This window comes from Bacteroidota bacterium (genome assembly GCA_016718825.1).
Classification (GTDB): Bacteria; Bacteroidota; Bacteroidia; order J057; family JADKCL01; genus JADKCL01.
In genome coordinates this window covers 1-13,039 of the sequence record JADKCL010000042.1, presented here as the reverse complement: position 1 = coordinate 13,039, position 13,039 = coordinate 1, and the positions used below count along the sequence as shown (strand labels likewise).

Sequence of the window (13,039 nt, the reverse complement as noted above, 5' to 3'; positions counted from 1 at the left end):
GCCCTTTGCCTTAAATCCATCGAAACTCAACTTTATGAATCTTGACATTAGTCTTACCCAGCAGATCGACGAGATACAGCGCAGGTTAAGGGAATGCAACTTCGAATGCAATCGCCTCAAGGATCTTGTCGTCAATTCGATTCCTGAACTCTTGCGCAGCAAGGATCATGCCGATGAGGAGCTTCGCAAAAAAGCGTCTCAGATTGTCGCCCTTCAAACCCAACTTGCCGAACTGCAAAAACGGCAGTCTGTGACAAGCAAGGACGCGCCCTTGAGTCCGCCGGCGACGGTGTCTGTCGAGCGGGTGGTTCCTGAGCAGCCGCCTGTAGTTGAAACGCCGCCGACCGTTGTCGAATCGGTGCCCGTGGTTCCTTCCCCTGAGCCCGTGCTCAACGTGGTTGAGCCGCCGGTGGTTCCCGTGGTTCCAATTGTCCCCCCAGTGGTTCCTGTGCCGCCGTTGACCACATCCACACCCGTTGGTCCCGCCCAGACAGCCGTTCCAAAGCCGTCCCAAGACGCAGCCTGCCGCAGCCAAATCCAAAGAAGGCCTGGAAGACTTCATTGGCGGGAACCTGTTGAACAAGATCGGCATCGGCATCTTGATCATCGGCATTGGCATTTTTGTGAAATATGCCATCGACAAGGATTGGATCGGGCCTGTGGGCCGTGTGATGATCGGCTTGCTCAGCGGCGGCATCCTGTTGGGTGTCGCGCATTGGTTGCGCAAAGCCTACAATGCCTTTTCCTCCGTGTTGTTGGGCGGCGGTATCGCGGTCCTCTACTTCTCCGTAGCGATTTCCTTCCACCAATACGAATTGATCAGTCAATCCGCCGCCTTTGCCTTGATGTGCGTGATTACCGGAGCGACCGTATTTTTCTCCATCGCCTACAACCGGCAGGAAATCGCGATTCTCGCCTTGCTTGGCAGTTTTGGAACGCCGTTTATGGTCTCCAACGGCGATGGTAACTGGGTCGTACTCTTCAGCTACATCCTGATTGTGAACATTGGAATGTTGGTCTTGGCTTGGTTCCGGGAATGGAAGCTTGTGCGCATTCTGGGTTATTCGCTGACGCTCTTGCTGTTTGGTGGATGGATGCTCCGCGAATATTTACAACACGACGGTGTGGTTCCGACGGGAGCTTTGGTCTTCGGAACGCTGTACTTCCTGACCTTTTTCATGACCACGCTGGCCTACCGCGTGCGCAAGCAGCAAGTCGCGGATGCCTTCACATACGTGTCGCTGCTCAGCAATTCGGTGTTTTATTACGCCTCGTCGATGCTCGTATTGCAGCAATTGGGTGGCGGCGTCTACATGGGCATTTTTACAGCCGCCATGGCGGTCTTCCATTTCAGTTTCATCCTGCCCCTGCGCAAGCTCCTGAAAGTAAATGACCACGTCCAGACTTTGCTCATCGGATTGGTACTTTCATTCGTCACCTTGGCCATCCCGATTCAGCTCAAAGGAAGCTATATCACCCTTTTCTGGGCCTTGGAAGCCATCCTTGTGCTGTACATGGCACAGCGCACCCGTCTCGAATTGCTCCATGTCGGCTCGGTGGTGATCAGCGCGTTTGCCGTGATGATCTTGGGTTACCAATGGCTGGAACACTATTACATTCATCCCGCTGCCGATCATGTTTTCGTGCTGAATGGCATTTACCTCACGAGTTTTCTGGTTGCAAGCGCGATGGTCGGGCTTTACTTCCTTCACAAGCGCGACATCGGTGTCAACCCCTATGCGGAATCTTTGAGCAAGGGATATCAGATGGTCTCATTGCCGCTGTTTTACCTTGGTTTTCTCTTCGAATTGACCGATTGGCTGGCTTACAGCGACGGTTCCAAAGTGATCGGCGTATCAGCTTTCACAGCGTTATACCTTTCCGGAATGCTGGTTTGGGCGCTGAGAAGCAAGCAGGTGGCATTCGGAAATGTTGTCACGGTGCTGGGATTGCTGACCTTGCTCACCTGGTCTGGCTTGCAGGTTTCTGTCTTGGCGGAGATGCGGGATGATTACCTCTTTGGTCGTGCCTATTCGGCCGATTTCCCTTGGCATTATCTCGCCTTCGTTGGAATGGCAATTTTGCTCGGCTTGGGTTTCCACCATACCCGCAAGCAGGTCGACCTGCAAGGCGACATGGGCAAAGTGCTGATCTGGGGCGGATCGATTCTTGCGATTGTGCTGTTGAGCATGGAGCTTGACAACGTTCTGGTGCTCGCTGGTTTCGAAAGCCGAATTTCCCATAAAGTCGGTTATCCGATCCTTTGGGGCATATCCGGCTTCACGATGGTCGCCCTGGGTATGCGGGAAAAGCTGTTGGCATTGCGCATCGGCGGATTGGCATTGTTCCTGCTGATCTTGTTGAAGCTCTTCCTCTTTGACATCCGCGAAGTCTCCCCCGGCGGCAAAATTGCAGCTTTTATTTCGCTGGGTGTGCTGCTGCTGGTCATCTCCTTCATGTATCAGCGCTTGCGCAAGTTGCTGATTGCCAAAGATGAAGAAGAAAGCCCTGAAGAGAAATAAGATGTATATCCCGTCCTGTCAGCATGAAAATTGTTGGCAGGACGGAATGGTTTTGTCGAATGGTTTGTGATTCAATGATTTGCCTCCCAATGAAATATCGTTACGCAATTCTGCTCGCGCTGATTCCTGCCTTTTCCTGGTCTCAAACTTGGCTGTATGAAGCACCGGTGAAGCCCAATGGGAATGGTTATCAGGATATTTACCTACCGCCTTCGGTCACCTGCAGGCTCGGATCCGGCGCGGGCAACATCCGCCTGCGCGACAGCAGTGACAACGAGGTGCCGTACATTCTCAGTGAAACCAAGATGGTCGAAGAGGAGGCGAGCATCGTTTGGATGCAACGCTACGAAGACGATTATTGGGCGCGTTGGTACAGCCGCTCGTTTTTCCAGAATCCCAAACGGCTCACGTTGGATCGTCTTGCCCTCAAAATCCGCAATGCCGATGTGCATCAGGATTTCTGGTTGAGTGGCAGCGACGACATGAACCGTTGGTACATCATCAAGGAGGACTATGGTTACGACGCCAACTATGATCCCAATTCGACGTGGAATTTGCTTACGATCCACTTTCCGCCGACGGATTACAAATACTACAAAGTCGAAATCCGGCACTTTTGGCGGGAGCCGATTCAGATCATGGGTGCGGGTTACTACGCCTATGCCGAGACGCAAGGGCATTCGCAGGCAGTGCCCGACCCTGTGGTTACGCAGCGTGAAGAAGGAAAACAAAGTATTGTAGACATCCAATTTGACGCAACGCATTACCTCGATCAAATGCTGTTTGAGATTGACGGGCCGGAATTCTATTTGCGGAATGCGACCCTTCAAAAAAAGGTCTCCGGCGGCGGATTTGAAGACGTGCAGCAGCTGCAGTTGAATTCGAAGGCCTTGAATCAGCTGGCTTTTGACCATATCAGAGGATGGCATTGGCGGATGGTCATCGAAAACAAAGACGACAAGCCGATTCGCATCGCGGGGGTACAAGCGCGGCAACGGCAGCAATACCTCACCGCCAAACTGGAAACCAAAGGTCAATACAAGCTGCTGATTGGCGATGAAACGCTGCGGGCTCCTGAATACGACTTGACCTATTTTAAGAATGATCTTCCAAAGGCTCGTTCGGCGGCTGCGGTCGGCAATGTCGTGGATTTGATCAAGCCTGCCGTTCCAACAGAACCCACAGGATCAGGGAATGCTGCGCCTTCGCCCAATGCACCGCAGCCCGTCGCCACAGAAGTTGAAAAGCCATTTTACCAGCAACCCGTCTTCCTTTGGGTCGGCATCGGATTGATTGTCGTGCTGATCGGAGGAATGAGTTTGAAGTTGCTGAAGGATATGAAGGGGGAGGGGCAATAGCACATTGGCCAACTGAAACGACTTGGCGTTACCTTCCCCGAAATTTGTCCATTGCCCAGTGGAATGCGGTCGCTTTCTTGCCTCAGAATTCGACCTAATCGTTGTTTATGCTGGTTTATTTGATCATTCCTGCTGTTTTGTGGCTTCTTTCTTGCCAACTGCTTTCCCGCTCCAAAGGGCAAAAAGGCTTTGATATTTTCTTCTGGCACTTCGTTTTGCTGGGCTTGGAGGGCATCACGGCGTTACTTTTGACCGATTATTTCCATTTGCCCGAAGGCAATCGGATCACCCTGGGAATCTTGGCTTTGCACACCGTTTTGCTGTTTACCTATAGCCTCAAGGCTTTTTGGGCAACAAGATGGCGGGGGAGTAGGACAACAGCATAGCGAAAAAGGACGCGAAAATGTAATTCACCTTGCCGCGCGAAGAAGTTGAACCCAACATTCTTCATTGGAAGGCGATGGCAGCAGCCCCGTGTTGTCTTCAAGCTCCGCTCGCGGCATGCCTACAGGTACCGGCTAACTTAGTTTTATCCATGGCGTTCAGAAATGCTATCTTTACCACGCATCAAAATGATGGTGCACCCAATATGAAGAAGTTACTTTTTGTTCTCCCCTTGATCGTTTTGAGCCTTGGCTTTGTAGGTTGCAAGAAATGTAGAAACGAGGATCCTAGAGCTCGGATTGTCAACAATGGCACTGACAAAGTGAGCGTTCAAATTATGACCACCGGTGGAAATACGGTCAACATCAACAACATCATGCCTGGCACTGTCTCAGAATATGCTTTTTATGCACCGGGTGCGGTCCAGTACACCATCGCATTTCAAGTAGCAAATGATACAAGCTTCTCCGTGATCATGGATGAATGCTGGGAATACGAAATCATCGTCGATGCCAATGACAATGTGAGTTCGGTGCCAACCGACCGCAACGAATAACGAGGGACTGGAAGTCGGGAATGTTCCAAAATGCAGGATTGGAACCAAAATCAGCGTTTCGTGATCAATCGTCCTGCCAGACGATCATTGCTTTTCACCGTTAGCAGGTAATTGCCGGCCGGAATTCCCTGTATGTCAACGGCGGTGGGATTGTTGGCATTTGCCTCAACTTCCAGGAGCTTGCGCCCCAGGAGATCCACGAGCTGAATCTGCTTTTCCCCAGCCCAATTCTCCGGAATACGAACCCAGATCCAATCACTTGAAGGATTTGGAAACACTTGGATGGCATTCTTTTCCTCAAGGTTGGAAGCCATGGGAAGCGGGTTTCCCAAATCGGCCGCTAGGGAAAATACAAACGTCGCATCGCGGTTAAACCGGTAGGAAGTTCCAGAAGCATCCATGCTCGGCACGTAATTGCCGTACGAGGGGTGCTGAAAAGACATGAAAAGGAACCGAAAATCAGGGCTGAAGGTCATACCCGTCGGTTCCGATCCCCGAACCGCCGTGGTGAAGACGCGGACGTCGGGCGATATCGTCGTATGCCCAGGCCCAAAAACCAACAGATGATTCCCCGAACCGTCCTGCGCTACCCAAAGATTGCCTTCGCCATCAAAAACCAGGTTGTCAGGAACGGCAAACTGTATCGCCGAGACGCCATTTCGGTGCTGCACCGGCAGTTGACCATAATCGATGAAAATCTCGAATTGCTGCACCGAATCCCCAAGATCCAAGAAGCGGTAAACTCTGCTGGCAAATGTCGATGCGAAATAGACTTTGCCATCAGGGCCAATTTCCACGTCTTCGATGCGGTAGAATTCGGTCCCGCCGACGCTGTCGGCAATGAAAACGGTGCGGTTGCGGTCCCATTGGCTCACATTCGGCACTTGCAGCCATACACCCGAGTCGCCCGTAACCTGCAAAACAAAAAGGTCACCACTGTCCAATTGCATCGGTTGATGCGCCACGAACTTGAACAAAAATCCATGCCCGACGTCGTCTTCACCTTGATACACCGTGACGGAATCCGAGGCGAAGGCAGCATTTTCATGCCGGAAATTCCCAAGTGCCCAAAGCTTGTCGGGAATATGGTCACGATCGTGGTCCACCACCGTATGCGTCACTGGATTGATTTCGATCGCCCAACCGAGATCGAAATAACCATCCTGGTTCAAATCCAGGTAGCTCTGCTGCTCTTCGCAGGTGATCACCGTACCCCAAGGCGTCACCGCACCCGAACAATTGCGGGCGGTACCCACCAATCCGCTGTCTTCAAAGGCTGAAAAATCCACCTTGTGCGAATTCAGGATGCCCCACAAGCCTGACAGCGAATCGTATTCTATCTCCAGCACCGTTACCCCACCGGGGATCGCCTCCGAACTTACGCTCAAATAACCATGTCGGCTGCTCCCGAGTATCGGCACGTAACCGGTAAAATCGCTGTTGACGGGCATCACGCCACCGGTCGTAAGGCTGTCGCCGGTTCGGATCAGCATTTGCCAGTCATGCGTCGGCGGCAATACCATGTTTTCCAGCGGACCCTGTGGTTGCAAGGACATAAAATCTCCGAAACGTTGCGCGTGAACAACGTTTACTGCGAGCAAGCCAAGCCAGAAAATGAGCAGTTTTTTCAATACCGATTCCACCAAAACATCCAAAATCGTGAGGAATTGACAATAATCAAAGGAAAAACCACGAATGGCGCCTTTTCGCATGACTGAATCTTGGGAGTTGGAAATTTCCCTGTCCGTCCAATTTCCTTCTTCCGACAGGCGTACGCTGAACCCATTGCGGTCAATATTTTTTCTAGCCGCCAGTTAATGGAATAATAATTCCATTATATTTGCGTCATGAAACCCAAAGACCCGGAAAAAGTCCAGTCCATATTCAAGGCCACATTGGTCCTTGTGCGGCAGCATGGGCTCACCGGACTCACGATGGCAGCGATCGGAAAGGAAGCTGGCATCGGAATGGGGACACTCTATACCTACTTCGAAAGCAAGGAGGCATTGATCAATTCGCTGTTCAAAAGCATCAAAGGATCGCATACCGAACGCATCTTTGCAGAGATTGATCCTGCAAATCCCTATCCGCTGATGCTCAGAAAGGTGTTTGTGAATTACCTCAAAAACCGCATTGAAGCACACGAGGAACACCTTTTCATCGAGCAGGCACACGGATCACACTTTTTGGATGCGGAAGCGCAGAGTATCGGGGACGTCGCCTATCAAGCGCTCTTTGAATTGCTCGACAAGGGAAAAGCGGCCATGCTGATCAAATCCATGCCGAATCCGCTGTTGGCGGCAAATCTCATTGGCGCAGCCAATGAAGTCTCCAACCTTGTCATTTCGGGCGAAGCGAAGCTTGATCAACAATTCGTCGATGATGCCTTCACGCTTTGCTGGGACAGCATCAAACGGTGACTATTTTTTTGCATTAACTTAGAATATTTATTCCATTAAATAACGCATTCGATGAAAAAGACAGTATTGATCACGGGCACCTCCTCCGGCATCGGGCAGGCAGCGGTACTTGAATTTGCCAAGCAAGGCTGGAACGTAGCGGCCACCATGCGCACCCCGGAAAAGGACACGACCTTCAAGAATGTTGCCGGCGTGAAGGTCTATGCACTCGACGTGACCAAGCCTGAAAGCATTGAACAAGCCGTGGCCGCCGTTGTCAAGGACTTTGGCAGACTGGACGTGGTCGTCAACAATGCTGGCTATGGCGTGGACGGTGCCTTCGAAGGATTCAGCGACGAAGTGATTCAAAAACAATTTGACACCAATGTTTTCGGCCTCATGCGCGTGACGCGGGCGGCCATTCGCATCATGCGCGAACAAGGCGGCGGAACCATTGTGCAGATTTCAAGCATGGGTGGCCGAATTACATTTCCCGCCTTCAGCATCTACCATGGCACAAAATGGGCGGTGGAAGGCTTCACGGAATCCCTTCAATACGAATTGGCGCAATTCAACATTCGCGTCAAACTCGTCGAACCCGGCCCGATTCAGACGGAATTCTATGGCACAAGCCGGCACTTCGTGATGCCCGAGCATACACGCGCCTATGATGCTTTCAACCAAAATGCCGAAAAAGTCGCAGCGGAATCCACCAAAAAGGCCGCAGGCCCCGACAAAGTTGCCCATACCATCCTGAAGGCAGCCAACAGCACAAGTAACCGCCTCCGCTACGCTGTCGGTCAACCCGGTCCCATGCTTCTATGGTTGCGCAAGCGCCTCCCCGAAACCTGGTTTTTTAAACTGGTGAAAATGACCTACAAGCTCTGATTCTTAGATGTTTTGCTCCACCAAATCCTTGAGCTCCTGCACCTTCGCGACCACATCTTGTCGCGTCATCGCTTTGTACTTCTCAGGCAACAAGGCCTTGGAAGTACATTCCAAAACCGCTGCGTAGTTCATCAATTCGATCTCGGCGGGGTAGGTTGGCGGCAAAAAGTCGTCGAATGCAGCTTTGACGATCTCGGCAGTCACCAACTCTACGCCTTGCGAAACCGCGCGAAACTTGGCCCGCGTTAAGGCTGCCTCCATTTCGGCACCTGATGTGACCGTCGTGGTTTTGAAAAATTCGTCGCCCAAAGACTCGGGATCAAAGTATTTGAGATTGGTCTTCTTGAGCATCGTGACGAAAAGTTCTTTCTTCTCTTCGACCGTCTCCGGATAAAACAGCGCGATATGTTCCTCGGCACGACCTTGGCGCTTGAAGTCCACGGGCATCAGGTCCGGGCGGGCGGTCACCAAGAACCAGATAATTTTTCCGCGGTTGTCGGTATTGCTCATGAAGCTCGCAATCATCGAAAACACCCGGCTGCTCACGCCGCTGTCGCCTTCGCTGTTGCGCTGACCGAGGTAAGCGTCCGCCTCGTCGATCATCACCGCCACGGGCGTCATGGCCTTGAGCAAGTTCAGAACCTTCTCCAGATTGCCTTCGGTTTCGCCTTGGTATTTGGAGCGGAAGTTCTTGAGAATCACCATCGGTACACCGATGTCATTCGCAAAACAGGTAATCAAGAAGGTTTTGCCTGTGCCAACGGGTCCTGCGACGAGGTAACCCATGGGCACGACGTCGTTCCGGCCATTTTTGACTGCGGATGCCGTTTCGAGCAAATGGGACTTCGCATATTTATGCCCTGCCACATCCGCCAGCGAATATTTGCTTTGAACAAATTCCAACAATCCGCCGGCTTCTGCCTCGATCAGCTCCTTTTTCTTGCGGTTGAGGTCACCGTAAGTGAACTGCAGGTTGTTTTCGACGAGTTCGCTGAGCAACACCCGCAGGTGGGCGATGTTCAAGCCCGCAGTGTTTTTGGACAACACATCCGTACTCATTTCGAGCAGGCCACGGGGGTTGGACGACGGATTTCGCTGTGCTGCTTTGTTCAGAAACCATTCGATATAGCCCAAACGCTGTGATTCGTCGGGATAAGGGATATTGGTTTCGAAATTGTAGGGATTCTTGACGTATTGCTGATTGAGGTTCACGACATTTTCCGTGAGCAAGACAATCACCAAGTCATCGAGACGGAACAGCCCTTCGCTCGCCCAGCGCTGCAAAAAGACCAAAATGGCGCGGTCCTCAGCTCCATAATTGGCCGCATTGGCCATCGGGACGAGGGTCTCGGCGTATTCAATGATAAATGTGATCGAAAAGCCGCGGTTGTCCATGAGCCGCTTGCGAAAGTGCATTTCGAGCAAGGAAAAGGCTCTGACCGGATCCGCCGGAATCGACTTGGCGAAGTTGGTTCCATTCACAGTGTCGTAAGCCTCCAACGAACGCAGGAAATCGACCTTCATTTCCCTGGTCTTGAATCGGATGCCCGAACTGCGGTCATAGAAGACGACGATGTTGGCACTTTTGAACAATTCGTTGCTCAAAAAATCGCGCAACAGGAGATAATCGGTGGCATCGCCGTCCCCAACGCGCAGGTAATCGTTGATGTTCCCATGCAGCAAATACTGACTGATGGTGCGTGAACGGTACTTATGGGCAAAGTCCTTGACCCAAGCGGGGTATGATTTTTTAGTCTCGTTGAAGTCCATAGTCCAAATCTAAAGCAGAATTCTCAGAATTTACAGAATTCACATGCGTGTTGAATTTCACCATTGTGCTGAATTCTGGGCAGCAGCAATTCAACACCAAGGTTGATTCTTCAGTAGCGCCAGCTGAGAATTCTGCTCAGCAACAACACCAAGCGATTCTGGAAATTCTGGAACGTTCAGCGAAGCTAATCCCGTTATTCCGAGAATTCTGAAAATTCTGCTTCAGAACTTGAGCACCTGCTTCAGAATCTTGCTCTTCTCGCGGCTGCTGATGACGTCTTTGCCGTTGGTGAGGATGATTTTGAAGCGGTTGCCAAACCAGATCACGATTTCTTGGACGTGCTCCAAACCGATCAAGCTGCTGCGGTTCACGCGCAGGAAGCGGTCGGTGGGAAGCTTCTTTTCGAAGTAATCCAGCGTTTGGTTGAGCGTATAGCTTTTGTCCTTGGTGTAGAGGACGGTATTCCGCTCTTCGACTTCGATCAAAATCACGTCTTCGTAGTCGATGAGTTTGTACCTGTCGAATGTCGGAATCGGAATTTTGTTGCTGAAGGGCAGACGAAGGCTATCGTTGCGCTCGAGTTCGGAGATGCCTTGTTGCTGCTGCTCGATGGTCTTGGCACGCGGGCTTGCCTCGATTTTGTCGATGGTCTGCGCCAAACGCTCTTCGTTGAAGGGCTTGAGCAGGTAATCGATCGCATTCAATTCGAAGGCTTTGATCGCATACTCGTTGTAGGCCGTGGCAAAAACGATGAAGGGAATGTGGTCGCCGGTGAGGTTGGTGGCGACTTCAATGCCATTCAGGCCCGGCATTTCGATGTCGAGGAAAGCGATGTCGGGCTTCAATTTCTCGATGTGTTCGAGGGCATCGAGGCCATTTTCCGCTTCGTGGACGATTTCAATGCTTTCATATTCTGCCAACATCCGCACCATTTTCTTGCGTGCGGGTGCTTCGTCGTCGGCAATCAGAACTCTGAGCTTGCTCATGCTTCTTTTTCCTTTGCGGTCAAATTACAAAAGATTCGGCAAATGCGAAGAATGGCAACATGGATGGGAAGAAATTGGGGATGAAAGGTCCGAATTGGGGAAACTATGGAAGGAAGGTTTTACGCCGGAGGCAAATGTTCGGTCGGCGTGCGGCAGGATGCCGCCGCCCTCGAGCCCGTGGCGTCGCCACAGGGCTACCAGACCATTGTGCCCTGGTGAGCAACGAAATCGGCCAGGTAGATTTGCGAGATTTACAAAATTTGTACCTTCGTAGCCAAGCTCAATCAAAACCAAAATGGCAAAAGACTCCAAACTCTTCAATGGCAGCGTCTATTTTATGACACTCACCGTCGCCGGATGGACAGACGTATTCATCCGTCCTGAATACCGTGAAATCATTGCCACCAACCTCCAATTCTGCTCAGAAAGCAAAGGCCTTGAAATCTATGCCTTCTGCCTGATGACCAACCACCTCCACATGATCGTCGCATGTCCCGAAGGTGATTTAGGGAAGGTTGTTCGAGCCTTCAAAAGCTACACGGGCAAACTTCTGCTCGAAACAATTGAGAAAAACCCGCGCGAAAGCAGAAAGGAATGGCTGATGGACCGATTTTCCTACTTTGGTCGGACGTTGGCAATGGATACGCAAAGGCAATTTTGGGACAGGGAAAACTATCCAGAGGAGATCAGGACAGATGAATTTTTCTTGCAAAAGCAGCAGTATATCCATGAAAATCCCGTGAGGGCAGGTTTTGTGTTTCGTCTGAGGATTGGAGCTATTCGTCGGCTTGCCCGGAATGTCCGGTTCGATTGTACGGTTGCTGATAGTGGTTTTTCGCCCGAGGCAATGTTCGTGTGGCGTGCGGCACGGAGCCCGTTTCTCGCCACACGGGGTATTCAACATTTGCCTCCGGCGCATTTCTCCTGTGCCTTCTTTTTCCCTATCTTTGCACCTCCAAAAAAGCTATCGAAAATGCATCGTTCACATACCTGCGGCGAACTCCGCCTCGCACATGTCGGTCAAGAAGTCACCCTCGCTGGATGGGTCCAAAAAGCGCGTGACCACGGTCACTTCAACTTTGTCGATATCCGTGACCGCTACGGCATCACGCAGGTCAATGTCCCATGCAGACAACGCGGCGCTCTACGAAGTGTCCCAAACCCTTGGCCGCGAATTCGTCGTCAAGGTCACCGGCATCGTCACCGAACGTACCAGCAAAAATCCAAAAATCCCCACCGGTGACATTGAAATCGTGCCGACATCCATCGAAATCCTGAACGAATCCAAGGTCCCGCCATTTATGATCGAAGAAGAAACCGACGGTCAGGATCAGCTGCGGATGAAATACCGCTTCCTCGACCTGCGCCGCGGGCCGCTCCAACGCAACATGCAGCTGCGTCACCGCCTCGGCATCGAAACGCGGAAATTCCTCGACAGCCTCGGTTTCCTCGAAATCGAGACGCCTTATATGATCAAAAGCACGCCCGAAGGCGCGCGTGACTTCATCGTCCCTTCGCGGATGAACCCCGGGCAGTTTTATGCCCTGCCGCAGTCGCCGCAGACCTTCAAGCAGATCCTGATGGTGAGTGGCTACGACCGTTATTTCCAGATCGTGCGCTGCTTCCGGGACGAAGACTTGCGTGCCGACCGTCAGCCTGAATTCACGCAGATCGACTGCGAGATGGCATTTGTAGAGCAGAGCGACATTCTGAAGACCTTCGAAGGGTTGTTCCGCCACCTCTTCAAGGAAATCAAAGGCCTGGAATTCTCGAAATCCCGCAATGACCTACGGGGAAGCCATGCGCAGATTCGGCAGCGACAAGCCCGACATCCGCTTTGGGATGGAAATCAGGGACATCAGCGACCTCGCCAAGCACAAGGACTTCGCGGTTTTCAACGACAGCGAATTGGTCGCGGGCATCTGCGTCCCGGGCGCAAGCGAATACACGCGCAAGGACCTCGACGGCCTGACGGAATGGGTGAAAGTGCCCCAAATCGGTGCAAAGGCTTGATTTACGTCAAGGTCAACCTCGACGGATCGGTAAAGTCTTCCGTGGACAAATTCTACGACGAAGCCGACCTGCGCGCATGGGTGACCCGCATGGAAGCAAAACCGGGCGACCTACTATTGATTTTGACCGGCAAGGACGAAAAAACTCGCAAGCAGCTCGGCA

At 51.9% G+C, this 13,039-nt stretch carries 10 protein-coding genes and 2 pseudogenes; 8 read left to right on the top strand and 4 right to left on the bottom strand.

Features of this window, described 5'->3' with window-relative positions; all coding sequences use genetic code 11:
* Window positions 1-213 precede the first annotated feature (213 nt).
* Complete coding sequence (locus IPN95_26935) at window positions 214-471, bottom strand: hypothetical protein (protein MBK9452990.1); 258 nt, start codon at window positions 469-471, stop codon at window positions 214-216.
* A gap of 5 nt (window positions 472-476) precedes the next feature.
* Here IPN95_26935 and IPN95_26930 point away from each other — a divergent pair, with 5 nt between their 5' ends.
* From IPN95_26930 to IPN95_26915, 4 genes are all read left to right on the top strand, one after another.
* Window positions 477-2,522, top strand: a complete 2,046-nt coding sequence (locus IPN95_26930; GenBank protein ID MBK9452989.1) for a DUF2339 domain-containing protein — start codon at window positions 477-479, stop codon at window positions 2,520-2,522.
* An 89-nt stretch (window positions 2,523-2,611) separates the two neighbouring features.
* A complete protein-coding gene (locus tag IPN95_26925) occupies window positions 2,612-3,880 on the top strand; it encodes a hypothetical protein (protein MBK9452988.1) in 1,269 nt (422 codons plus the stop codon).
* 107 nt (window positions 3,881-3,987) lie between these two features.
* Complete coding sequence (locus IPN95_26920) at window positions 3,988-4,266, top strand: hypothetical protein (protein ID MBK9452987.1); 279 nt, start codon at window positions 3,988-3,990, stop codon at window positions 4,264-4,266.
* Window positions 4,267-4,469: 203 nt separating this feature from the next.
* A complete protein-coding gene (locus tag IPN95_26915; protein ID MBK9452986.1) occupies window positions 4,470-4,820 on the top strand; it encodes a hypothetical protein in 351 nt (116 codons plus the stop codon).
* 50 nt (window positions 4,821-4,870) lie between these two features.
* Here IPN95_26915 and IPN95_26910 read toward each other — a convergent pair whose 3' ends face one another.
* Window positions 4,871-6,532 carry a DUF839 domain-containing protein gene (locus IPN95_26910; GenBank protein ID MBK9452985.1) on the bottom strand — a complete coding sequence of 554 codons (1,662 nt, stop codon included), beginning with the start codon at window positions 6,530-6,532 and terminating at the stop codon, window positions 4,871-4,873.
* A 135-nt stretch (window positions 6,533-6,667) separates the two neighbouring features.
* Here IPN95_26910 and IPN95_26905 point away from each other — a divergent pair, with 135 nt between their 5' ends.
* Together IPN95_26905 and IPN95_26900 are read left to right on the top strand one after the other, a co-directional pair.
* A complete protein-coding gene (locus IPN95_26905; GenBank protein MBK9452984.1) occupies window positions 6,668-7,240 on the top strand; it encodes a TetR/AcrR family transcriptional regulator in 573 nt (190 codons plus the stop codon).
* 51 nt (window positions 7,241-7,291) lie between these two features.
* Window positions 7,292-8,107, top strand: a complete 816-nt coding sequence (locus IPN95_26900) for an SDR family oxidoreductase (protein ID MBK9452983.1) — start codon at window positions 7,292-7,294, stop codon at window positions 8,105-8,107.
* Window positions 8,108-8,110: 3 nt separating this feature from the next.
* Here IPN95_26900 and IPN95_26895 read toward each other — a convergent pair whose 3' ends face one another.
* Both IPN95_26895 and IPN95_26890 read right to left on the bottom strand, forming a co-directional pair.
* On the bottom strand, window positions 8,111-9,877 hold the full coding sequence (locus tag IPN95_26895) for an AAA family ATPase (GenBank protein ID MBK9452982.1): 1,767 nt from the start codon (window positions 9,875-9,877) through the stop codon (window positions 8,111-8,113).
* A 222-nt stretch (window positions 9,878-10,099) separates the two neighbouring features.
* Window positions 10,100-10,864 (bottom strand): response regulator transcription factor, encoded by a 765-nt coding sequence (locus tag IPN95_26890; GenBank protein ID MBK9452981.1) that lies wholly within the window; start codon window positions 10,862-10,864, stop codon window positions 10,100-10,102.
* 295 nt (window positions 10,865-11,159) lie between these two features.
* Here IPN95_26890 and IPN95_26885 point away from each other — a divergent pair.
* Together IPN95_26885 and aspS are read left to right on the top strand one after the other, a co-directional pair.
* Window positions 11,160-11,447 (top strand): annotated as a pseudogene (locus IPN95_26885) (transposase).
* 390 nt (window positions 11,448-11,837) lie between these two features.
* Window positions 11,838-13,039: pseudogene (gene aspS / locus IPN95_26880) on the top strand (aspartate--tRNA ligase).